The sequence below is a fragment of the Bacillus sp. FSL E2-8868 genome (assembly GCF_038005505.1).
Lineage (GTDB): Bacteria > Bacillota > Bacilli > Bacillales > Bacillaceae_G > Bacillus_A > Bacillus_A mycoides.
In genome coordinates, this window is the sequence record NZ_JBBOTI010000001.1 from 1751981 (window position 1) to 1776819 (window position 24839).

21 protein-coding genes, 1 pseudogene and 3 other annotated features are annotated in these 24839 nt (G+C 35.5%); of the genes and pseudogenes, 20 read left to right on the top strand and 2 right to left on the bottom strand.

All coding sequences use genetic code 11. The features are described from left to right. The first annotated feature begins 126 nt into the window (after positions 1-126). Both NSS74_RS09120 and NSS74_RS09125 read left to right on the top strand, forming a co-directional pair. Positions 127-549, top strand: coding sequence for an SMI1/KNR4 family protein (locus NSS74_RS09120; protein WP_033716456.1), 423 nt, complete (start codon positions 127-129; stop codon positions 547-549). A 54-nt stretch (positions 550-603) separates the two neighbouring features. After that, positions 604-1278 (top strand): hypothetical protein, encoded by a 675-nt coding sequence (locus NSS74_RS09125; RefSeq protein ID WP_002142254.1) that lies wholly within the window; start codon positions 604-606, stop codon positions 1276-1278. Between the two features lie 29 nt (positions 1279-1307). Here the strand turns inward: NSS74_RS09125 and NSS74_RS09130 are convergent, their stop codons facing one another. Continuing rightward, positions 1308-1808 carry a kinase gene (locus NSS74_RS09130; RefSeq protein WP_002142252.1) on the bottom strand — a complete coding sequence of 167 codons (501 nt, stop codon included), beginning with the start codon at positions 1806-1808 and terminating at the stop codon, positions 1308-1310. A gap of 220 nt (positions 1809-2028) precedes the next feature. On the opposite strand from NSS74_RS09130, the pseudogene NSS74_RS09135 reads away from it, so the two are divergent. Together NSS74_RS09135 and NSS74_RS09140 are read left to right on the top strand one after the other, a co-directional pair. Beyond that, positions 2029-2567, top strand: a pseudogene (locus NSS74_RS09135) (GNAT family N-acetyltransferase). A 42-nt stretch (positions 2568-2609) separates the two neighbouring features. After that, entirely contained in the window at positions 2610-3134 is a 525-nt protein-coding gene (locus tag NSS74_RS09140) for a cysteine hydrolase family protein (protein ID WP_002142250.1), read from the top strand. Between the two features lie 245 nt (positions 3135-3379). Here the strand turns inward: NSS74_RS09140 and NSS74_RS09145 are convergent, their stop codons facing one another. After that, a complete protein-coding gene (locus tag NSS74_RS09145; protein WP_002032800.1) occupies positions 3380-3817 on the bottom strand; it encodes a YndM family protein in 438 nt (145 codons plus the stop codon). A gap of 150 nt (positions 3818-3967) precedes the next feature. Here NSS74_RS09145 and NSS74_RS09150 point away from each other — a divergent pair, with 150 nt between their 5' ends. From NSS74_RS09150 to NSS74_RS09225, 16 genes are all read left to right on the top strand, one after another. After that, the gene (locus NSS74_RS09150; RefSeq protein WP_340813444.1) at positions 3968-7480 is read left to right on the top strand and encodes a DUF4020 domain-containing protein; all 3513 of its coding nucleotides are present in this window, start codon (positions 3968-3970) and stop codon (positions 7478-7480) included. Positions 7481-7588: 108 nt separating this feature from the next. Then, positions 7589-7825 (top strand) — a binding site (T-box leader). A gap of 54 nt (positions 7826-7879) precedes the next feature. Beyond that, positions 7880-8116, top strand: a binding site (T-box leader). Between the two features lie 194 nt (positions 8117-8310). Further along, complete coding sequence (locus NSS74_RS09155) at positions 8311-9387, top strand: bifunctional 3-deoxy-7-phosphoheptulonate synthase/chorismate mutase (RefSeq protein ID WP_002013433.1); 1077 nt, start codon at positions 8311-8313, stop codon at positions 9385-9387. A 22-nt stretch (positions 9388-9409) separates the two neighbouring features. After that, positions 9410-9629 (top strand) — a binding site (T-box leader). Positions 9630-9682: 53 nt separating this feature from the next. Further along, complete coding sequence (aroC, locus tag NSS74_RS09160) at positions 9683-10855, top strand: chorismate synthase (RefSeq protein ID WP_002013434.1); 1173 nt, start codon at positions 9683-9685, stop codon at positions 10853-10855. Between the two features lie 18 nt (positions 10856-10873). After that, a complete protein-coding gene (gene hisC, locus NSS74_RS09165) occupies positions 10874-11974 on the top strand; it encodes a histidinol-phosphate transaminase (protein WP_002142248.1) in 1101 nt (366 codons plus the stop codon). Further along, entirely contained in the window at positions 11967-13067 is a 1101-nt protein-coding gene (tyrA, locus tag NSS74_RS09170) for a prephenate dehydrogenase (RefSeq protein ID WP_033716373.1), read from the top strand. Before hisC ends, tyrA begins: the two co-directional genes overlap by 8 nt. 16 nt (positions 13068-13083) lie before the next feature. Continuing rightward, positions 13084-14373, top strand: coding sequence for a 3-phosphoshikimate 1-carboxyvinyltransferase (gene aroA / locus NSS74_RS09175; RefSeq protein WP_044438257.1), 1290 nt, complete (start codon positions 13084-13086; stop codon positions 14371-14373). A 17-nt stretch (positions 14374-14390) separates the two neighbouring features. Then, entirely contained in the window at positions 14391-14897 is a 507-nt protein-coding gene (locus tag NSS74_RS09180) for a SpoIIAA family protein (RefSeq protein WP_002142244.1), read from the top strand. A 288-nt stretch (positions 14898-15185) separates the two neighbouring features. Beyond that, a complete protein-coding gene (locus NSS74_RS09185; RefSeq protein ID WP_340813445.1) occupies positions 15186-16349 on the top strand; it encodes a GNAT family N-acetyltransferase in 1164 nt (387 codons plus the stop codon). 110 nt (positions 16350-16459) lie between these two features. After that, entirely contained in the window at positions 16460-16915 is a 456-nt protein-coding gene (locus NSS74_RS09190; protein ID WP_340813446.1) for an NUDIX hydrolase, read from the top strand. A 126-nt stretch (positions 16916-17041) separates the two neighbouring features. Then, entirely contained in the window at positions 17042-17608 is a 567-nt protein-coding gene (locus NSS74_RS09195) for a TetR/AcrR family transcriptional regulator (protein ID WP_002013443.1), read from the top strand. Positions 17609-17791: 183 nt separating this feature from the next. After that, positions 17792-20908, top strand: coding sequence for an MMPL family transporter (locus tag NSS74_RS09200; protein ID WP_340813447.1), 3117 nt, complete (start codon positions 17792-17794; stop codon positions 20906-20908). Positions 20909-21360: 452 nt separating this feature from the next. After that, positions 21361-22341, top strand: coding sequence for a tyrosine-type recombinase/integrase (locus tag NSS74_RS09205; protein ID WP_002142237.1), 981 nt, complete (start codon positions 21361-21363; stop codon positions 22339-22341). 656 nt (positions 22342-22997) lie between these two features. Further along, complete coding sequence (locus NSS74_RS09210; RefSeq protein WP_002142236.1) at positions 22998-23327, top strand: hypothetical protein; 330 nt, start codon at positions 22998-23000, stop codon at positions 23325-23327. 35 nt (positions 23328-23362) lie between these two features. Continuing rightward, on the top strand, positions 23363-23656 hold the full coding sequence (locus NSS74_RS09215) for a hypothetical protein (protein WP_002142235.1): 294 nt from the start codon (positions 23363-23365) through the stop codon (positions 23654-23656). Between the two features lie 276 nt (positions 23657-23932). After that, on the top strand, positions 23933-24391 hold the full coding sequence (locus NSS74_RS09220; RefSeq protein WP_002142234.1) for a hypothetical protein: 459 nt from the start codon (positions 23933-23935) through the stop codon (positions 24389-24391). A 13-nt stretch (positions 24392-24404) separates the two neighbouring features. Then, entirely contained in the window at positions 24405-24827 is a 423-nt protein-coding gene (locus tag NSS74_RS09225; protein ID WP_002142233.1) for a hypothetical protein, read from the top strand. The last annotated feature ends 12 nt before the right edge of the window (positions 24828-24839 follow it).

Genomic DNA, 24839 nt, shown 5'->3' on the forward strand with positions numbered 1-24839 from the left:
TACATAGCATTTTTATATAACATAATTGTTGGAGTAATCAGGCTGAAAGTGATGAAGTTGCGGTTTATTGGCAATTATATTTTGAATGACAATATTGTAATTAAGTTTAAAGGACAGGTGTATTTCATGAAAAAAGTAAGAGGATATATTGAAACAAAGAAACAAGGAGTATTTGAATTACATATAAAAGAAACCGAAGAAAAGTTAGGTGCTATTTTTCCAGCACAATATAGGGATCTTTTTAAATTAGTTAATAACGCCGAAATAGGAGAATGGATACTATATCCTATTAAAGATAATAGAAATTTAATGAAAACTTGGGATGATATAGTTAGACAAAACGTTGAGTTGAGCGATGAGCATATGCCTGAAGATCTTATTATAATTGGTGACGATGGTTCAGGGGATAAATTGTGTTTTAAAATAAATAACGGAATAATGGATGATGAAATATATATTTGGTATCACGAAGATGCTGAAATTGAAGAAATAGCCCCAAATTTAAAAGGTTTTATTATAGAAACTATTCAGGAAGATGACGACTTGTAATGTTTATTTTCTTATAATAAAGTGGATCAGATTTAAATGAAGCGAGGATTAAAAATGACAATGGAATTATATGGCGAACATTGGGATGGAATAAAAGGGTATAGAGTAATGGAAGGGAAAGATTCATATAATCATTATTTCGGTGGTCAAGATTGTGAATTACCATTGTGTAAGTTATGCGGTGAGAAAATGCATCAAATTTTTTGTTTTGATTTGAAAGATGAGAAACTTGCTGAACTTAAAAATGCTGAATTGATTGTATTACCATTCATCTCTTGTTTGAATTGTGCGATGGTGTGGGAGCCGCAATATTTTCAATTAAGTAATGGGGGCAAAACGGTACAAATAATAAAACAAGACAATACGGAAGAGTGGATTATGGAAGCTGAGTATAAGCTACCGGTCAATCTTCCAAAAACTAATGTAAAGCTAACGAATATGAAAAATGAAGATATACCTACTGATGAAGATAGTTACTGGGAAGCTTTTGACTTATTCGGTTCGGAATATATATGTAGATTGTTAGGAGCGCCTTTATATGGTGATGTTCCAGAAGATTTAGGATGTCCAACTTGTTCGAAAGAGATGAAATATGTTGCTACAATTACACAAGATCTTGAAGAACGGGAACTTATTTCAGTAGTTGATTTCCAGTTTGGGGAAATGAATATATATTATTATGTATGTAAAGATTGTTCCGTTATGAAAACTGAAATTCAAGGAACATAAAAGAATAAGACTGACATAAAAAGTCAGTCTTATTTTTGATGTGTCACATCATTAAGAATCGCATGAAAGATGTCTTTTTGTATGAAATCATCTGTAAAAATAGTTTCTTTATCAACTTCAATTGTATCGTGAGGGTTATACCATTTACTTAATAAATCCTCACCAAACTCATGCCGTTTTTCTCTTGTATTATGTCGTCTAATGGTTTCCTCTAGTGATAAATCGAAGTAATATGTATGTGCGTCGTCAAAATAATGTATTAATTCTTTTAACATATCTCCATATCTACCGCTGTTTAGAATACCTTCTAAAATAACAAATTCACATTTTCCTTTTCCATACTTCGTAATTTCAAATAGTAAATCATGAGATAAGTTACCCATTGTGTCGTGCACTTTTAACATGTCTCTACGCACGACATCTTGAGAGACTAGTAGTGTCCCTTGGCCAAAATGCTCTTGCAGTTCTTTTGCGATTGTTGTTTTACCACTTGCGGAGTTCCCTCGAAGAATAATTAATGTTGATTTCAAATTCTCATCTCCAAATTGTTTTAGTTTTTTAGGTCCTGTTACAAAAGAACTTCATTATGGGAAACATTCTTTTAGTTAGTTAAATAATAGTTTATGATACTCAGTATAGGTTGAACAGGATAATTTCTTATTGTGGGATTATGCAAGTAAAGCTGTTTGACAAATTTACTATCCGCATATAGAAAAGTTATTATGAGAGTAACTAATAAGGAGGTGACCTATGTTATTCCAAAAGGGACAATTATTAGTTAGATACGTAATAAAAAACGATGCATCTATCATTTCAAAATGGCTAACAGACCCAGAAGTCCTGCAGTACTACGAAGGAAGAGATAATCTGCAATCTATAGAGAATGTACTTGAACATTTTATACATAATCCAAATAGTAATGAAAAACGATGTCTAGTAGAATTCAATGAAATATCGATCGGTTATATACAAATGTATCCTGTTGATTCTGAATGGAAAGCTTTATATGGATATGAAGAATCACAAAATATATGGGCATGGACCAATTCATCGGTGAACCAGTGTATTGGGGAAAAGGAATTGGAACAAAACTTGTTCAAGCAGCTATTACATACATTATGGAGAAATTGGGTGCGGAAGCAATCGCGATGGATCCTAGAGTAAATAATGAACGTGCGATAAGCTGTTATGAAAAATGCGGATTTAAAAAGGTGAAGATATTAAAGAAACATGAACTGCATGAGGGGAAATTAGAAGATTGTTGGATGGTAGAATATAAACAATTATAATAAATATGCAGGGGCTTATAAAAATAAAGGGAGCTGTGTGAAATGAAAAAGGCATTACTAGTTATTGATGTGCAAGCGGGTATGTATACAGCAGGAATCCCAGTACATAATGGGGAAAAGTTTTTAGAAACGTTGCAAGAGCTCATTGGGGAATGTCGTTCAAATGGTATTCCGGTTATTTATGTACAACATAACGGGCCGAAAGGTCATCCGTTAGAAAAAGGTACAGGTGGCTGGAAAGTGCATGCGGCGATTGCTCCGCAAGAAGGGGACAATATCGTTGAAAAGACGACGCCAGATTCATTCCATAAGACGAACTTAAACGAAGTGTTACAAGAAAAAGGCATTGAACACGTTATTATTTCAGGAATGCAAACAGAGTATTGTGTGGACACAACAACGCGTAGAGCATTTAGTGAAGGATATAAAGTAACGTTAGTAAGTGATGCACATAGCACATTTGACACAGATGTATTACGCGCTGAAGATATTGTAAAACATCATAATGTTGTGTTTGGATCATTTGCAGATGTTATTACGTTAAAAGATTTAAAAGTAAAAGCGTAATTACAGAAGTTGCTGTCTCTTAATGGGGCAGCTTTTTTATTTGAAGATAGCCTATCAAACGTTGTCGACAAATCGATATTTATTGTCGAATCGTTGATATAATTAGAGTTACGATAGATATATTTCCAAAATCGTTGATATAATTTCATTCACCGTATTGATAGTACAAAAAACAAAAAGGAGCGCCACATCGTCAAAAATTCGACTGATGAGACAGCTACTTTTTTGCACCAGTAATTATGGCTTTATTTCTTCTTATCTTTATCCAACACATTCTGTTCTTCAGCAAACTCCGTGCCATATGCAAACCGGCGATTAATTCGAATGTTATCATTGCTGTGCCTTGTGTGGGAATTAGAAAAGCGATGGACGATTACTTCTGATAATGTAAAGACGATGGCAGAAAGGATACTGCCCCATGCAATTTGCATGTAGTTGTCTAATAAAATATTACCAAAAATCCAAACGCTTAAATACGTAAGTAAGAAATCCGTCATAATGGCAGCGGAATTGCCAATTCGATTTAAAATAATTTTATCAACAAACATATAAGAAACGATTGTGACGAAGAGACTAAAAGAAATGATTTGGACGAGCGTTGCTGGGAAAAATAGAGCTAGTCCGATACTAAAAGCGATGATGCATGATATAAATTTGATAAGTATTACAGTAATATCACTCAATATTTACACCTCCCATTTATACATAGTTTTACAATAAATTCAGGAGTTCATACATTGGAACGGTTTAATTTATATAAAACTTTATCATGCTGAAATTTTATCTAAATATTAAAAAAACAATTAAAAAATGTTATAGTGAAATGAGAGCGTATGACATTTTTAGGTAAGGGGGAATCCGGGATGTGGATAACTTCAGAAGTAGAAATTCCAGATGATTTAATCGATCACCTTGAACAAGGTAAGTTAGTATTATTCGTTGGAGCAGGAGTTTCTATGAAGGGGAAATCAAACTTACCGAATTTCGATGATTTAGTTGATGAAATTTCGAAAGCTTTATATGTCGAAAGGCGTGAGATGACAGAACCCCACGATTATTATCTCGGTAAAATTGCGAAAACGAAAGATGTGCATCAAGTTGCAAGAGACCTCGTTAATATAGAAAAATCAAAACCAAATCCATTACACTATGCGATTCCAAGGCTGTTTCCGTTAGATACAGATGTTCGAATTGTAACGACAAACTTTGACCAACATTTTACGTCTGTAATTACAGAAATGAATAGAGAGCTGAATATTTATTATGCACCTGCTTTACCGACAGGGAGAGCGTTTAAAGGGTTGGCTTACATACATGGGAATGTAGAACAAGAGAAAGAAGCTTTAATTTTAACGGATGGTGATTTTGGAAGGGCTTACTTAACAGAAGGATGGGCGAGACGATTTTTAGTTGATTTATTCTCAAATTACACTGTTTTATTCGTTGGGTATAGTCATAATGATCCTGTAATGAAATATTTAGCAACAGGCTTACCACCGAGTACAAGGCGTTATGCTTTCGTCGCACAAGGTGATAATACATATCATTGGGAGCATTTAGGGATAAGACCGATTGTGTATCCGAATAAAGCAAATAATCATCAGGCGCTTGTGAAAGCGGTGAAGCGGTGGGCGGAATTAATGGGGGATAATTATATTACGAAAAGAATGCGTATTCGTGATATTGTAACCGTTCCTCCATCAGTAGAGCAGGAGCAATTATCCTATATAAAACAGTCAATAAAAAAAATTGAAACCGTTCGGTACTTCGTTGAATTTGCTCGTGATTATGAATGGGTGGAATGGCTTGAAGCAGAAGGGAAACTAAGAAATTTATTTCTGCTTACAGCAAATTATGATGAAGTAGATGAATTGCTTGCGGAATGGTTAGTGGAGCAATTTCTATTTAGTCATCAAAAAGAACTATTTCAATTGATTTTTAAAAATCATTCTAAAATATCCCCGTTATGGTGGCGAACAATTTGTACTTACTTAAACGAAACGAAAGAAACGATGGACCCTTTGTTGTTTGCAAGATGGACATTGCTTTTATTAGAAACAGCAGAGAAAGATAGTAGCTCTATTGAAATGATCACATATTTATTGCAAAAATGTTCTTTCCCTGAGCATAAAGAAATTGGCTTGTTGCTATTAACGTTTATTTTAGATGGAAAACTAAAATTGAAGCGTGTAAGAAAATGGGGAAATGATACGCAAGAGTCGATTGAACTCGAGGAATCGAGTCGTATACCGATGCCTATTTTTTCTCATGTGGAGCGAATTTGGAAAGAGAAAATGAGACCACATATTACTTACTACGCAAATCCGATTATGGTTACGGGGTTAGAAAAAATACAACTATTGTCATTAAGACAAAATGCACTGAAAAAAAGAGATAGAGAAATTTCAGAGCAGGAGTTACAGCAAAATGATTTTACATTTTTAATTCAAATTGTAAAAGAGTGTCTTACATATTTATGTGAAAACAATGAGAAAAAAGCAAATCATTATATTACAGAAATGATAGAAACTGATAGTGTACTTCAAAAGCGAATTGCAATTGAAGCAATGATTAATAATGTATTCGTTACAGCGGATGACAAACTGAAGTGGCTGTTACATGTAGATGTTCTGTTAGATTTCACATGTAAACATGAAGTGTTTCAACTTTTAAAGAATTATTACGCAGATGCTTTAGAGGAAACGAAAGAAGAAGTAATTCAACATGTATTAGAGTATCTTGCAGAAGAGAGGGCGTTTGATGCTTGTCTTGTATTAGACTTACTATTCACGTGTGATTCGAATAGTAAGTTTACGGCGGAAGGATACGAGCTAATGAAACAGAAACACCCCCATTTTTCTTCAGATCTATACAGTGTTCCAAAGAAAGAGGCAAATGAACAACGTATTACATGCAATGTAACAGCTGATGGATTACTGCAGCTGAAAGACGATGAAATAATGGAGCAAGTTCGGCAATTTTCAAGAGACGGTGTTTTTGAACAACGCCATTTTTTAGAGATGTTATCAAAAGCGTGTAAATTGAATGTAGAGTGGAGTATTTCGTTTGCTTATCAACTAGTAGGCGTGCACGAAATTAGTAATGAAGTATGGTTTGTGTGTATAAGAGAGTGGCGAAATAACCGGAATTTGACGAATGAACAAATTCAAAAAATCATTCCGTTATTGCAGAAATTTATTAGAAATACTGCTTTTCATTGGCTAATTAGTAGTTTTCTATATGAAATTAGCAATCGATTAGAAGAGCTAGAAGAAAACAGTATACGGGTTGTAAAGCGCTTTGCTTTTTCAGTATTTCCACATGTTATGAGAGGGGAAACAGATTTTAAAATTGGAAAACAAGAGTTTTACAATGAGTCTATACAGCATCCTGTTGGGAAGATGACAGCTGTATTGCTAAAACTGTTAGCGTACGATCACTTATATGATCGCAATGTATATGAATATTTATTTTTATTTGAAGAACAGGTAAGGGTTACTTCGGAACGAACGAACTTTATGTTAGCTCGTTTAACAGCAGATATTACGTTTTTATACCATATTGAGAAGCAATGGTGTCGGAAAAATGTACTACCTTACTTAGATTTAAAGAAAGAAAGTGAGCTTACGAAATATGCGTGGGCGGGATTATGTTATACGCAAATTAATCTACCTTTGTTTACAGAAATAAGACGATATATTAAGTATGCAGTAGAACATTTAGATGCACTACATCCATATACGAGAGAAGCATTTTTAAAATGGCTTAGCTTTGTATTTATTAAATGCGTATTATATTGGGAGCAAAAAACAGATTGGTTATATCCACTTTTGATGCAAGAAAACGAAGAGAATAAAATTAAATTTATGCAGTATTTATGCTACTACGTAAAAACGTTAAGTGGTAAGGAACAACGAAAATTTTGGACAGCGTGGCTTAGTGTGTTTTTAAGAGAACGTCCGAAAATGGGCGTAATAACAACGAGAGAATATATGATGCTTTTACGTATTGTGTTATGCATGGATGAGGTTTTAGAAAAAGGATTAAATATTATTTCTAGTAAATTTCAAGGTGTGGAAGGACAATCTAATCAAGAAGAAATGAAACAGTTGTTTATAGAGATACTTGAAAAGAAAGAGCGTATGAAAGCGTATAAAGAATTGTATGCAAATGTGTTTTTCACTTTACTGCAGACGTGTCAAGAAGCCGATTTACTTGAAAGTGAGATCATACAAGTAAAAGAACTATTAACCAGGTATGAAGTAGAAAGACATGTATTAAATTTAATAGAAAATGAAATAATTCGCATCGGAATCGTAACGGAGAATTTACAAGAGGAATCATAGGGCGGAAGTGGAATTTTAAAAAAATATATAAAAAGTTATTGACAGTGTTTTGAAAAGCGTTCTATAATACGAATCATACTTATTCAATTTCAAAAACATTTGAATAAACAAAGTGCAATGAAGAGATCACAGTAGTGGTTAGTCTTACTGTAACAGAGAGCTGGTGGTTGGTGTGAACCAGTACAGGGATAATCATGAATTACAGTCTTGGAGCATCTTTTTCGTAGTAAAGATACTATTGTCTTTATGAAGGAAAAGCGGTCAAATGATCGTTAACAGTGAAGAGAGGTAGACAGAAATATAGTCTACAACTAGGGTGGTACCGCGATAAATATCGTCCCTACTGATTTATTCAGTAGGGACTTTTTGTATTTTAGTGGTCCAACTTGAAAATAAAATAGTCATGCATTGAAAGGAAAAGCAGTAGTTGTTGTTTCCCTGTAACAGAGAGCTGGTGGTTGGTGTGAACCAGTACAAAAACAAGAGCGAATTACAGTCCTGGAGCATCTTTTTCGTAGTAAAGATAGTTATTGTCTTTATGAAGGGAAAGACGGTCAGATGATCGTTAACAATGAAGAGAGGTAGGCGAAATAAGTCTACAACTAGGGTGGTACCGCGATAAATATCGTCCCTACTGATTGAATCAGTAGGGCTTTTTTGTACAAAAAAGTGGCTTATTAACTAGTAGTTAGTGTCTTTATGGTAATTATTAGTTTAAAATAAGAAGAGGTATCGATTCCACTTTAAATTTGTATAATTAACCAGTTCAGAAAATAGAGAATTTTTTATTCTCTTACTATACTTTTAAAACATTAGAGGAGGATTTCCAAATGGCAAATCATGAATTAGATCAATTACGTAAACAGGTAGATGAAATTAACTTACAACTATTACACCTATTAAACAAACGCGGTGAAATCGTTCAAAAGATTGGGGAGCAAAAACAAGTACAAGGTACGAAACGCTTTGATCCAGTACGTGAGCGTGAAGTACTTGATATGCTTGCAGAGCATAACGAAGGACCATTCGAAACGTCAACGATTCAACATATTTTCAAAACGATTTTCAAAGCAAGCTTAGAATTACAAGAAGATGATAACCGTAAAGCATTACTAGTTTCACGTAAAAAGAAAAAAGAAAATACAATTGTTAATGTTAAAGGTGAATTGATTGGAAACGGAACACAAACGTTCATCATGGGACCTTGTGCGGTAGAAAGTTTAGAGCAAGTTCGCCAAGTAGGGCAAGCGATGAAAGATCAAGGACTTAAATTAATGCGCGGCGGTGCTTTCAAACCGAGAACGTCTCCATACGATTTCCAAGGTTTAGGAGTAGAAGGTTTACAAATTTTACGACAAGTAGCAGATGAGTTCGACTTAGCGATTATTAGTGAAATTTTAAATCCGAATGACGTAGAAATGGCGCTAGAATACGTTGATGTAATTCAAGTTGGAGCACGTAACATGCAAAACTTCGATTTACTACGAGCTGTAGGTAAAGTTAATAAGCCAGTATTATTAAAACGTGGATTAGCAGCAACAATTGATGAGTTCATTAATGCAGCGGAATACATTATTGCACAAGGTAATGACCAAATTATTCTTTGTGAGCGCGGTATTCGCACATACGAGAGAGCGACACGTAACACATTAGATATTTCAGCAGTACCGATTTTAAAGAAAGAAACACATTTACCAGTTATCGTTGACGTAACACATTCAACAGGACGTAGAGATTTATTATTACCAACAGCGAAAGCGGCACTTGCAATTGGAGCAGATGCAGTAATGGCTGAAGTTCATCCAGACCCAGCAGTTGCGTTATCAGATTCTGCGCAACAAATGGATATTCCAGAATTCCATAGATTCATGGATGAGTTAAAAGGTTTCAAAAATAAATTATCTTAATTCCATATCATAATTCCATATCATAAATGCGCTGAAGAGGAAACAGTAGTGCTTATCTCACTGTTAAAGAGAGCTGATGGCCGGTGTGAATCAGTACAAAGGTAAGCATGAATTACAGCCTTGGAGCATCTTTCCCGCCAACTTTTGGAGAGAAAGACGGTCAAACGATCGTTAAAGAAGAAGAGAGGTAGACGAAAGAAGTCTACAACTAGGGTGGTACCGCGATAAACATCGTCCCTACTGAGCGCTCAGTAGGGACTTTTTTGTACAAAAAAATAGTAAAGGGGCAAGAGAAATGAGATATATTACAGCTGGAGAATCACATGGGCCGCAGTTAACAGTTATTTTAGAAGGTGTACCAGCAGGTTTAACATTAACAGCGGAACATATTAATAAAGAATTATTAAGAAGACAAAAAGGGCATGGGCGCGGAAGACGCATGCAAATTGAAACAGATACAGTTGAAATTGCAAGTGGTGTACGTCACGGAATGACACTTGGTTCACCAATTACGTTAATCGTAAAAAATGATGATTTCAAACATTGGACGAAAGTAATGGGTGCTGAACCAATTTCGGAGCAAGAAAGTAAAGAAATGAAACGTACTATAACGAAACCACGTCCAGGACATGCGGATTTAAACGGGGCAATTAAATACGGCCATCGTGATATAAGAAACGTATTAGAGCGCTCTTCTGCAAGAGAAACGACAGTTCGTGTTGCTGCTGGTGCAGTTGCGAAACAAATTTTGAAAGAACTAGGTGTGGAAATCGCAGGACATGTTCTTGAAATTGGTGGGGTACAAGCGAAGCGTATTTCAAACTTACCAATTGAAGAAATTCAAACGATAACTGAAAATTCACCAGTTCGATGTTTAGATAAAGAAGTAGAACAAGAAATGATGAATGCGATTGATGATGCGAAAAGTAGCGGAGATTCTATAGGCGGTATTGTCGAAGTCATTGCAGAAGGAATGCCAATTGGAGTTGGTAGCTACGTTCATTACGACCGCAAATTAGATGCAAAACTTGCCGGTGCTATTATGAGCGTGAATGCGTTTAAAGGTGCTGAGATCGGAATTGGTTTTGAAGCGGCAAGACAGCCGGGAAGTAAAGTGCACGATGAAATTTTATGGGATGAAGAAAAAGGATACACGAGAAATACGAATAATGCCGGCGGTTTAGAAGGCGGTATGACAACAGGTATGCCAATTGTCGTAAGAGGCGTAATGAAGCCAATTCCTACATTATATAAACCGTTAGCAAGCGTAGATATTGATACGAAAGAAGCGTTCCAAGCGAGTATTGAGAGATCTGATAGCTGTGCAGTACCAGCAGCAGGTGTTGTAGCTGAAGCTGTCGTTGCATGGGAACTTGCCGGTGCACTAGTCGAGCAATTCGGAAAAGATCGCATGGAATTACTAAAACAAAATATTTCGCAACATAACAAATACGCAAAAGAATTTTAATGAAAAGGTGGATTTAACATGCGAGTAAAAGATCAACTATCATCATTACAACCGTATAAACCAGGTAAATCACCAGAGCAAATGAAAGAAGTATACGGGAATCATTCATTTGTTAAGTTAGCATCAAATGAAAATCCATTTGGCTGTTCACCTCGTGTTTTAGGAGAATTACAAAAATCGTGGCAGGAACATGCTTTATATCCTGACGGAGGTGCTGAAGTACTCCGTCAAACAATTGCAGAGAAATTACAAGTGCAAATGGAACAAGTGCTTTGTGGTAGTGGACTTGATGAAGTCATTCAAATTATAAGTCGTGCAGTGCTCTGTAAAGGAGATAATATCGTAACTGCTGGCGCGACATTCCCTCAGTACCGTCATCATGCAATTATTGAAGGCTGTGAAGTGAAAGAAATTACTTTAAAGAACGGTGTATATGATCTCGATGAAATTTCTTCAGCAGTTGATGAACATACAAAAATCGTATGGATTTGTAATCCGAACAACCCGACAGGCACATATGTGAATGAGCGAAAATTGACTCAATTCATTGAAAGCATTAGTGAAAATACGTTAATTGTCATTGATGAAGCGTACTATGAATACGTAACAGCAAAAGATTTCCCTGAGACATTACCGCTTCTAGAAAAACATAACAACATTCTTGTACTTAGAACGTTTTCTAAAGCGTACGGATTAGCTTCTTTCCGCGTTGGTTATGCGATTGGACAGGAAGAGTTAATCGAGAAATTAAATGTCGTACGTTTGCCATTTAACGTATCTTCATTAGCGCAAAAAGCAGCGACGATTGCTTTTAACGATGAAGCGTTTATTGAAGAAATAGTTCGTGTTAATACAGAAGGATTACAACAATACGAAAGTTTTTGTACAGAAAATGAAATTCCATTTTATCCGTCGCAAACGAACTTTATCTTCTTGCCGGTAGATGATGCTGGGGAAATTTATGAAGCTTGTGCGCATGCAGGGTTTATTATTCGTCCGTTCCCAAATGGTGTCCGTATTACAATCGGAACTAGGGAACAAAATGAAGGAGTGATTTCAGTGTTAAAACAACACTTTGAAAATAAAAAAGGTAAGTCTCGAGATGAGGCAAATGTGTAAAAAGGTAGTATTAATCGGTACTGGATTAATAGGAGGCTCTCTTGCATTAGCGATTAAAAAAGAGCACGATGTAACGATTATCGGTTATGACATATTTAAAGAGCAAGTAGAGCGCGCAAAAGAATTACATGTAGTTGATGAAGTAGCAGTAGATTTACAGCGTGCATGTGAGGAGGCAAATTTAATTGTATTTGCCTCTCCAGTTGAAGAAACGAAAAAGTTGTTACACAAACTTGCATCATTTCATTTACGAGAAGATGTCATTGTTACCGATGTAGGAAGTACGAAAGGGACAATCATGAATGAAGCGGAAGCTTTATTAACAAAGAAAGTTTCATTTATCGGCGGTCATCCGATGGCAGGTTCTCACAAAACAGGAGTTGAAAGTGCAAAGGCACACCTTTTTGAAAACGCATTTTACATTTTAACGCCAATGAATCACGTGCAGGCGGATCAAGTAGACGAGCTAAAAGAATGGTTAAAAGGAACAGGCTCTCATTTTCTTGTATTAAATACAAAAGAACATGATTATGTAACAGGAATAGTTAGTCATTTCCCACATTTAATTGCAGCAGGATTAGTAAAACAAGTTGAGAAACATGCTGGTGATAATCCGCTTATTCATCAACTAGCGGCAGGCGGATTTAAAGATATAACACGTATTGCATCAAGTAGTCCGAAAATGTGGAGTGATATCGTAAAGCAAAATCGCGGGCATTTATTGGAACTATTAGAAGAATGGATTTCAGAAATGGAAGAGCTATATAAGACGGTTTCTAAAGGAGATGCAGGAGAAATACAAAGTTATTTTGCAGATGCGAAAGAATATCGTGACTCTTTACCAGTTCGAAAAAGAGGGGCGATTCCTGCCTATCACGACTTATACGTCGACGTTTTAGATAAAGTAGGGGCATTAGCCCATATCACAAGCATTCTAGCAGAAGAAGAAATTAGTATTACGAACTTGCAAATATTAGAAGCGCGAGAAGGATTGCTCGGAGTTTTACGAATTAGTTTCCAAAGAGAAGAAGATCGAACGCAGGCAAAAATTGCGCTCGGAAAAGAAGAATACCAAACGTATGAAACAATTTAATGAGGAGGGTGAGAACGTGAAAGAAAAAACAGTACAAACTGTAAATAACGGATTGAATGGTACAATTACAATCCCTGGAGATAAATCAATTTCCCATCGCGCTGTCATGTTTGGCGCAATCGCGGAAGGTAAAACAACAATTAAAGGATTTCTTCCTGGTGCGGATTGTTTAAGTACTATTTCTTGTTTTAAAGAAATGGGAGTAGAGATTACACAAAATAGAGACGAAGTTACGGTAATTGGAACAGGATTAGAAGGTTTACAAGAGCCAAAAGCTGTATTAGATGTTGGTAATTCTGGTACAACGATTCGATTAATGTCAGGAATACTTGCAAACACACCATTCTTTTCTTGCGTGCAAGGTGATGCTTCAATTGCGAAGAGACCGATGCAACGTGTAACAAATCCACTAAAGCAAATGGGTGCAAAAATTGATGGCCGAAAAGAAGGAACGTTTACGCCGCTCACAATACGAGGCGGGAATTTAAAGGCGATTGAATATACTTCACCGGTAGCAAGTGCACAAGTGAAATCAGCTATTTTACTTGCAGGCCTTCGCGCAGAAGGTGTAACAACTGTTACAGAACCTCATATTTCCCGCGATCATACAGAAAGAATGCTTGAGGCGTTTGGCGTTACAGTAACTCGCGTGGGGAAAACAGTGAAACTAGCAGGAGGACAGAAGTTAACCGCAACAGATGTTCAAGTGCCAGGTGATGTATCATCAGCGGCATTTTTCTTAGTAGCAGGTGCAATTATTCCAAATAGTAAACTACTATTACAAAATGTGGGAATGAATCCGACTCGTACAGGTATTATTGATGTTCTTGAGAAAATGGGCGCTACGTTTACTGTAGAGCAGATTAACGAAGGAGCATCAGAACCTGCTGCAAATATTACAATTGAAACATCGCCGCTGAAAGGAATCGAAATCGGTGGAGATATCATTCCACGACTGATTGATGAAATCCCAATTATCGCTTTAGCGGCAACACAAGCAGATGGAATTACAGTCATTAAAGATGCACACGAGCTAAAAGTGAAAGAAACGAATCGTATCGATACAGTCGTTGCGGAACTAACGAAACTAGGAGCTCGTATTGAAGCGACCGACGACGGAATGATTATTTACGGTAAATGTAAGCTAAAAGGAAATACAGTACATAGTCACGGTGATCACCGCATTGGAATGATGCTTGCGATTGCCGGCTGTATAGCTGAAGGAGAAACAACGATTGAAGATGCAGAAGCAGTAGGTGTATCGTATCCTACATTTTTTGAAGAACTGCAAACGTTAGCTAAATAAAGTGATGAGAAGCAGATATGCAATGTATCTGCTTTTTTATGTTGGCTTTTTTCGTAAATAATGTTGCTTTATTGCGTAAGAATTTTATCCTTATTGATTTTATGAGATTTTTACGCATAATTGTAACTAAGGGAGATGGTTCCAAGTTGAGTAAACAGAATATCAGCACAACAGTTTCAGGGGATTTAATTGTTACCCATCTAATTGGCAAGATTAATACAGCTGATGTTTATGAATGGTTTAATGGCTTCGAGCAGGTTTGTCAGCAATTCATTTCCGAGGGTCGGAAATACAAATTGTTGGTGGATAGAAAAGGATACACGCCAGATCATTTTTCTGTTCAAAAAGCATGGAAAGATAAGTTCTTCAATGAAACCATTTTGAATCACAGTAAGGCAATTGCGTTTCTCCTTGAAGAAGGGGAGACAATGAATTATTTACAACAATCCAATACAAAAGAATCCGTAAAATTTTTCGATGATTATGAACAAGCATTAATTTGGTTGAATGAATATCCAATATAAACCTTTATTGAACCAGTTTCTCTCAATCAACTGGTTTTTTTATGTCCGTAATGTTGCCGTTGTCATAAGTTTCATCACTTTCAATGGTACCTCTTAGCTTCGCAAACCCAAGAGAACGCAAGGCTTTTAATATTCTTATGCCGCCAATAGAAAGCAGTTGAAAAGAGCCTTTATGTTAGAGTGTTTCTAAATCGATATCTTTTGTTGAAACATCCTCGTAATTTCACTTACCGAACTATAATAGTTTGAATTATGATATAATTCAAACGAGGAATGGAGGAGAAATATATGAACGTTATACAATTAAAAGAAGATAAGTTTAGAAAAGCATTACGTTTATCAGAATATGCTTTTCAATATAAAGCAAATGAAGAATGGATAGAGCAGAAAATTGCAAGAATGAAGGAAAGCCATCAAATATACGGTATTATGGAAGGAGAAGAGTTAGCTGCAAAGTTGCACTTAATTCCTTTTCATATTTACATAGGAAAAGAAAAGTTTAAAATGGGCGGCGTTGCGGGGGTAGCGACGTATCCGGAATATAGAAGAAGTGGATATGTAAAAGAGTTACTTCAGCATTCACTGCAAACTATGAAAAGAGATGGATATAGTGTATCGATGTTACATCCATTTGCCGTTTCATTTTATCGTAAATACGGCTGGGAACTTTGTGCGAATCGAATCGTATGTCAGATGACAAAGAGCGATTTAATAATTAAAAAACAAGTGAATGGTACAGTGAAACGTTTTAGTAAAGATAATCATCCAGAAGAAGTAGAGAATCTATATGAAACATTTGCAGAACGATTTTCTGGTATGTTAGTTCGCGGACGTAAATGGTGGCTACAAGCGGTGTATCATGATTTAACATTGGCAGTTTACTATGATGAAAATAAAACGGCGGCTGGTTACATTTTATACAAAATAGAGAATTCTAAAATGAAAGTAGAAGAATTTGTCCCATTACATAATGAAGCAAGAATTGGTCTTTGGAACTTCATCTGCCAACATGATTCTATGATTAAAGATCTAGAAATGATACTAAGTGAGACAGAACCACTTCTTTACACATTACAAGAACCACGAGTAAAAGCAGAAGTAACTCCATATTTCATGGGAAGAATTGTAGATGTAGAACAGTTTTTCAAACAATATGAATGGAACTGGAACAACGAAGAGCAAGAAGTAATTTTACATATTACAGATTCATTTGCACCGTGGAATAACGTAACGGTTCAACTTAAAAATAATGAAATAACAATCGTTAAAGAAGAAACAGCAAAAGAAAATGGAATTCAAATCGATATTAATGCGTTATCTACTATTATGTTTGGTTACAAGCGACCGCTAGAATTAAATGAAATAGACTTAATAAGCGGTAGCGAAGAGGAGATACGTGCATTTGAGAATGTAGTGCCGGTGCGTAAGCCGTTTATTTATGATTTCTTTTAATTAATGTCATGTGCTATGTATGAGTAACAAAGTACTATAATGATAAACTTTTTATTATAGTACTTTTCTATTTAATAGAGTGGAATCATTGTTTTAGGAGGAAAAGTAAAATGATTAGGCAAGCCGTAGGTGCGGTCGTATTCCAACACAGTGAATTTTTATTGGTACATAAGGTGAAAATTAGCGACATAGATGGAGAATATGCTATGTCAAAGGGGGAATGGGATTTTCCTAAAGGTGGAGTGAAACATACAGATAATGATTTAGAGAGTGCTATGTTGAGAGAGCTGGAAGAAGAAACTGGATCTACAAAGTTTAAAGTTATAAAGCAATTTGAAGATAAAATTTGCTTTGGCTTTCCTGAAGAACTCAAAATGAAAATTGGATATGAAGAGCAAGAAACTACTATGTTTTATGTAGAATATATAGGTGACAGAATAGATTTACATCCAAAAGATAATGAAATAAGTCAAGTTCAATTTTTTAAGATACAAGATGTATTGAGGGTTTTAAGTCATGATGATACAAAGAATTTTTTTGATGGGATAACGCAAAAAATGTATTAATATCTTAATTGAGTGTGTTATTTGATAAATGTTTCAATAGCGTATTTACACACTTGACTTTTAATCCATGTAATTTATAATTATAAACGGAATGAATTTTCATTCCTGGAAATTGAGGTGAGAAAAATGGCTAAAAATAAACAAGAAGACATTTTTGATGCTGCTATAAAACTTTTCGCAGAGCGTGGTTACGATGGTACGACAATTCCGATGATCGCTGAAAAAGCAAATGTCGGCGCTGGTACTATTTATCGCTATTTTGAAAATAAAGAGGCACTCGTTAACTCATTATTTTCAAAAAGCATGCTACAGCTATCTGAAACAATAAAGACTGATTTTCCTGTTGAAGCAAATATTCGAGAACAGTTTAGTCATACGTATAACCGTTTATTTGAATTTGCGAGAAACAATGTGGATGCTTTTCTTTTTACAAATTCTCACTGTGATAGTTATTTTCTTGATGAACAGAGTAAGAAAATATTTGACGATTTTATAGGCTTCTTTATGAATATTATTGAAGATGGAATCGAAAAAGGTTTTCTTCGTCCATTGCCTATAATTGCTTTAATTATTATTGTATATCAACCACTTGAAAAATTAATAAAAGTAATGGCGACAGGGCAGTTAGAATACTCAAAAGAATTAGTAAAAGAATTGGAAGAAAGCTCTTGGAATGCTATTAGAATCATTTGATTCTATAGCCTTATAAGGACAGGAATGAACATTCATTCCGTGGGTAGTGATTTGATAAAATTGAAAAATAATTTAATAGGATAATAGGAATGAACGTTCATTCCTGAATGATATTTTCAAAAATAGGGAATGAATATTCATTCCCTATGCACCATGAAACTCTAATAACAGGAGATGATTCAAATGAGCAAGCTAAAAAGTTGGAGAAGTTTATCTTTTCTATTATGGATAGTTATTACTATTGCAATGATCGTAACGATGCCTAATATGGATCAGTTAGTGAAGGAAAAAGGGCAAATCACGATTCCTAATACAGAACAAAGCAGTATTGCTGACAAGATGATAAAGGAGATGGATAAAGAAGGGGCTGAAAAGTATGAAATTATAGCTGTCTTTAATAGTGGAAGTAAGAAGGCTTTAACAAATGAGCAAAAAGAGGAAATAACGAAAACGATCAATGCCCTGCAAAATGAAAAAGAGCAATTAGGAATTAAGGAAGTCGTTTCACATTTAGATAATAAAGAACTGCAGAAACAATTAGTTTCTAAAGATAATACGACTATTTTAACGCAAATATCGGTAGATAAAAAACATGGTAAAATGTCAAAAATTGCAAATAATCTTCATAAAAAAGTGCAAACGAAAGGAGTTACAACGTACTTAACAGGAAGTGATTTAATAGCGGGTGATTTTCTTACATCCTCTCAAGAGGGCGTGAAAAAGACAGAAGTTATTTCGATCATTTTCATTCTTGTAGTATTAATCATTGTATTCCGTTCACCAGTTGTTCCGATTATTTCTCTTCTTACAGTTGGTGTTTCGTATTTAATTTCAATGGGGATTATTGCCCATCTTGTAGATCAATTTAATTTTCCGTTTTCAAACTTTACGCAAGTGTTTGTAGTAGTCGTCCTGTTTGGAGTGGGAACAGACTATAACATTTTATTATATACAAGATTTAAAGAAGAATTAAGTAAACAAGAAAATGCATTTTTGGCTACGAAAGAAACGTTTAAATCGGCAGGTAAAACCGTTTTATATAGCGGGATAGCAGTACTAATTGGCTTTGCATCTCTTGCTTTAGCGAGTTTTAAATTATATCAATCTACTTCAGCGGTAGCAATTGGTGTCGCAGTACTACTACTCGTATTAACTACTTTAAATCCATTTTTCATGGTGCTTTTAGGAAAAGGAATGTTTTATCCAGTTAAAACATTTAAAGGTCATGAGGATAGTCGCTTATGGGGATTCTTTGCAAAAAATTCAGTAGCAAGACCATTTATCGCTTTAATTATCGTATTCGTGATATCGATTCCATTCGTATTAAAATATTCTAACACGCTTAATTACAATGATTTATTTGAAGTGGATAATAAATATGAATCAAAAATGGGGATTAACGTAATAGAAGAGCATTTTCCGCCTGGTTTTTCTTCACCAAGTACGTTAGTCATTCAATCGGATAAAAAGTTAGATGAGGCGACTTCTTTACAAACTTTAGATGAACTTACTGATAAAATCTCGAAAGTTAAAGGAGTCTCAGAAGTATATTCACCGACGCGTCCAACTGGAGATAAGATTAAAGAATTATATATAAATAAACAAGCCGGAGAATTGAATACAGGCTTAGGCGATGCAAATGGTGGCATAAAAGAAATTAATGAAGGATTAACTGATGCGAAAGATAAAATGGGTAATAATGACTCAAATAGTCTTGCAAATGTTCAAAAATTAATTGATGGAACAAATGAAGCGAAAAATGGCGTATCAGCCTTAGGGACAGCTTTAAATCAATTATCGAATGGAATAAACAATGGAGCACAAGGAGCGAAGCAAATAGAGGATGGGCTAGCATCATTAAACGGAAATATCAATGCCCTGTCAAATGCAACTTCGCAGCTTCATGCTGGTTATGCTCAGTTAGAAAAAGGTTTAAGTTCGTACGATCAATATTTCGGAAGTATTTCTCAAGCGATTGATGGTGCGAAAAAAGGATATGAACAAATTGAAACGTTAATGAACAATTTCATTCAAACAAAACCAGAATTAGCAAATGATCCTAATGTGCAGCAAACATTAGGAATTGCTAAAGAAGCTCAAAAACAATTAACTGGACTTTCAAAAGAATTAAATCAATTGGCGGTGCAGCATAAAGCAGCGATGAATTCATTTAAAGAAGCGAATCAATCGTTACTGAAAGTAGATAACGGTTTAAAAGAAATGAACAATGGAGTTACCAAGTTACAAAAAGGGGCTGCTGAGCTGAACAAAGGATTGAGCGAAGGGGCTACAGGTTCAAAACAAATTGCGAACAAATCGGCTGACTTACAATCTGGATTAACGAAAATAAACGATGGGCAAGGACAGTTATTAACTGGACTGAAAGATTTACAAGAAAAGATGGGGCAATTGCAATCAGGTTTATCTAAAAGTACAGAGGGTTTAGGAAAAGTAAGTAACGGTCTAGGTGACGCTCAAAAATATTTAGGAGAGCTAAATGAGTCGAAAAGCTCTGAGAAATTTTATATTCCGAAAGAAGTTTTAGAAGGAGAAGATTTCCAAAAAGCATTGAATACGTACATGTCACATGATAGAAAGACTGCTAAAATGACAATTATTTTAGACGTAAACCCGTATTCAAAAGAAGCGATGCCTATCATTCAAGAAATTAATAAAACGATAGATGGTACGTTAAAGGGAACAGAACTAAATGATGCGAAAAAAGCAATTGGCGGGACAACAGCTAGAAACGTTGATTTAAAAGAAGTAACCGGGCAAGATTTCCTACGTACTGCTACGATTATGTTATTAGGGATTTCGCTTGTATTAATCGTGATTACACGCTCATTCTTAAACTCAATCTTTATTATTGGGTCCTTAATTTTAGCGTACTTTGCATCACTTGGTATAAGTGAACAAATTAGTGCACATGTATTAAACGTAGAGTCATTAAGCTGGAATGTTCCATTCTTTAGCTTCATTATGATTGTCGCTTTAGGAGTGGATTATAGCATCTTCGTTATGATGCGATACAATGAGCTAGAAGGGGATTCAGTAACGAAAATTGTAAATGCATCTCGTCACATAGGAGGAGTCGTATTATCAGCGGCACTTATTTTAGGAGGGACATTTGCAGCGTTAATTCCTTCAGGAGTATTGACACTTATACAAGTAGCATCCGTTGTTGGCGTTGCTCTTTTACTATTAGCTTTAATTGTAATGCCGATATTGTTACCTGCTTTAATAGGATTGACGAGTAAATTGAAGAGTTATAAAGAGAAAATAATAAATACGAAATAAGAAAAACCTGTAGGGAATGTTTTCTCTACAGGTTTTTTGTATATAAAATATGAAATGAAAAAATGATTCAATGTATTAAAGAATGAGAAGCGAATAGGGATATTAGAAAGAGGTCGATGATATACAAAAAATAGCTAGGGGAATGGATAAAAACTATTCGATTTCGTTGTAGAAAGCTAATCAACCGTTGCTATTCATCCAGCTTCTACTATATAATAGCTATAGTCTACAATAATTGAGTCGTAATATGCGATTTTTTAAGACAATCGGTGAGAAAACGCTGAAATAAGCGGTATTAGTAGGAGGACACAAATGATTACAGTAAGTAACGTTAGTTTGCGTTTCGCAGATCGCAAATTATTTGACTCCTCTATAAAACCTATATAAAACCAGTTATAACAACCCCTAGTTTGCGGTTCTGCTTTATTGAATCGTAAACTGGGGGTTTTTTAATGGTTAAAAAAAGTAAAACGAAAAGAAATTTCAGATTGTCTATGGAAGAATTAGATGTTCTCGGAGAATTGGAAGCAGCTGAGGAATATATCGAGAGTTGGGAGGAGGCTTTTGAACTTTTTCACAAAGCGGGCATTTTAAAAGGATTGAGGGAAGCGACTTTATTTCACTATCAAGCCCAATTGAAATCACTTTTAAGGTCATTACCTGTTGGAATTAAGCCATACGAGGTAACGAAAGAACATATAGAGGATGCTATTGTATTCTGTAAAGTAAAAAGAAATTTGCAGCCATCAACAATCAACATTGTAATAAGGGCAAATAAAACATTTTTTAAATTTCTATTTGAGAACAAACACATCCCCATAAATCCAATAAAAGATATTAAAAAATTAAAAACTCGTACAAAAGAGGTTGAAGTTCTTACGCCAAAACAGCTTAAAACTTTACTTTCTAAGGTAGATAAAAAGACCTGGAATGGTATTAGAGATTATGCCATTTTATTAGTTTTAATAGAGACAGGATTAAGGCAAAATGAAATATTGAATCTTAGTGTATTAGATGTAGTATGGGAACAAGATTTATTATTAGTGAAACATACTAAAACTTATCATCAAAGAAAAGTGACGATTACAGATAATACCAAAAACGCACTAAAGCGATGGTTACTGATAAGGGGGGAGGTGTATACAAAAAGATTGTTTTGTGGAATATCTGGAAATGCTTTAACAAATAGTGGATTAAGACAAATGATTTATAAGTATGCCAAATTAGCAAACATTCAATCTAGGTGTAGTCCTCATATTTTTAGACATACATTTGCATCCATATATTTAAGGAACGGTGGAGATTTATTTTCACTACAACAAATAATGGGTCATAGCGATATTACGATGACAAGGAGATACACGCATTTTATGTTTGACGATATAACAGAGTTACATAAAAAATACAGTCCATTAAGGAAATTAAGCGATTAATTAAACAGAAAAAAGTCCCCAGCGCCAACTGGAGACTCAAAACTATACACATCGAAACTAAATAACGGACAAGCCGTATCAGTTCGACCATCTACTTTGCATTCTATCGAAAAAATTCGAAGATTGCAAGGCGTCTTTAGTAATGTCTTTTTTAGGTATTGATGCGGTAAGTCAAAAAGCGGAAGCCGTACCGCTATAAAAACGTAAAAGGGGAGCTAGACCGCTGCAAACACTAGCGCTATACAATTCAACGCATAACCCTTCCATGCGTGTGTAGGTCTAGCTGGTTACGGGCATAAACGGTAAGGGGTGGACGCATGTTGTTCTTATGGGAACAGGGTGTATCGTTAGATATCGCATTGTGGGACATGCTGCAATGTAGAAAGACGATATAGACGAAAGTTTAAAGTCGGAAGGGGCATACTCGGCAACCTCAGCCAACGACTGACGCTAGTACTGTGCTTTACCTCTTATTCGCATTGATAGCTTACATTTTTGCGAGTAGGGGTGAAGCCTGCGCCACGTTTCCTAGACCTTCCTCCATCTGCTAGTAAATGCGTCAACCAAAGTCAAGCAGAAAGGTGGAATTATTAGCCACTGACGAAGAGTTGTGGAAAGGCGTAGGTAAACACAAGTACATCACAAGGGGAAGAAATATGAGAAGCGAAGAACTTAATACAGCAGCAATCGAAGCTAAAACGAATACAGCGAGAATGTGGGATATTAAAGCGCACTATATGCCGCTAATAGAAGGGCTAGCGAAATATAATAATAACGAAGCGCACTTTATAGACAACTGTTATCGAAAGGTAGAGTACACAGTAAGGTCTTTTGATATAGAGAAGGGGAGCTTCGATGGAAGAGCGAAGACATATATATACCAGAGTGTGCGTTATTATTGCAGTGAGAGAGGAAGAAAGTGCAAGGTATTGCAGCTAGTAGGTGAAGAACTGGACGCAATAGATAGAATGGATTTGGTTGTATAACTACGAAGCAAGAAGGTAAAAGGAGAGTTTGTAAGTTGAGAGAAAATAAATGGGGAAATTACGTAAAAGTGTTTGTTTCTTATTTTATTATACTGATTGTATATAGTGTATTGTTTGAATCTGGTAAAAAGTATATTGAGGTAAAAATAGATAATGATCTTTTGCCTCAATTATATTTAGCTATAGGGCGTATATTTTTGGGATTGTCGATATGGTTTCTTCCAGATAAGTTAGGTATTAAGATTCATTTTATTTGTAAAATTCTCATATATATCATTACAATGATACCAGCATTTCTCTTTTTAGATATGTTGGGATTATTGGATTAATAGAGTGTAACATAGAATATACCGATTGATATTTTGGGTTCTGTTGCAGAGTTTAAAAAGGGGTAATACCAAAAAATTTCGTTTTGTTAGTGCTACCCCAAAACAGAATCTAAAGGTAATAGGACTGTAGGTATGTCGAAGCATAACAAGAAATGGGAACAAAAAAGGATAGATATAATCAACGTGTTTGGTGAGGGTGGCGTGAATCAGAGGGGAAGGAGTCACCTGTAATAAGCTATAATATTAAAGATTTAGAGGAACGCAGAGATTGATTAATTGTTGGGGGAGACATGCCTACAGCGGGAGGCGGAAAACCTGACAAATACAAACACAATTACACATACTGACGAATTTAAAAATGATATTACAAGCGGGTGTAGAAAATCAAATGCGTTATTACTAGGGAAATCCATATTCGATAAATTAGCGGAAACTACAGGCTTTGCCGCAGATATCTCACGTAGTCTAGTAGAAACACACGTATGTGACGGCGGGTCTTTCCATGTAGCGAAGGAAACAACGCCACAACGTATTGTAATGGCGCTTAATATCGACGAGAGCAGCGTACACCTCGCTATGAGAAAAACTACGAATGATACGGGATATTATGCAATGACTTACGAAGAGTTTAGCGGATTATTAGAGCTATTAGCGCATAACGTTTCTAAAGATCGGGCGCGCGAACTTTTTGATATGGCTATTCGGATTGAGGAAAAACAGAGACGATTCGTATAGGGGTGCGTTTAGAATGGTACATAAAAAAGGTCTAACAACAATAGAAGTCGATGGCGTATACTACAAGGCTAAATACTGTAGGAAATGTAATGCGCTGAAAGTACTAGAAGAATTTGAAGAGTCTAGGAGCGGAATAGGTGGGCGTAAGGGAATTTGTAACGCGTGTGCTAATGGATTTGAAAATAATAGATTGGTTGCTAATGGATTCCGACGGCTTACGACGGTAGAACTAAAGAAAGCCGAAGAAAAGGCACGAAACATTTTACTAATTGGTGGCGATATAGTTACGCTAGAATGTGAAGGGATTTCGGTAAGTATTAGACGTTGCCCCGAATGTAGATATATGCGAAGTGTGGTCGATTATATCGAAGGGTTAGACGTATGTAACGACTGTATGGCGCTTCGTATGATACGCGGTACACATAGGCTCATTTAATGCGCTGAAAAT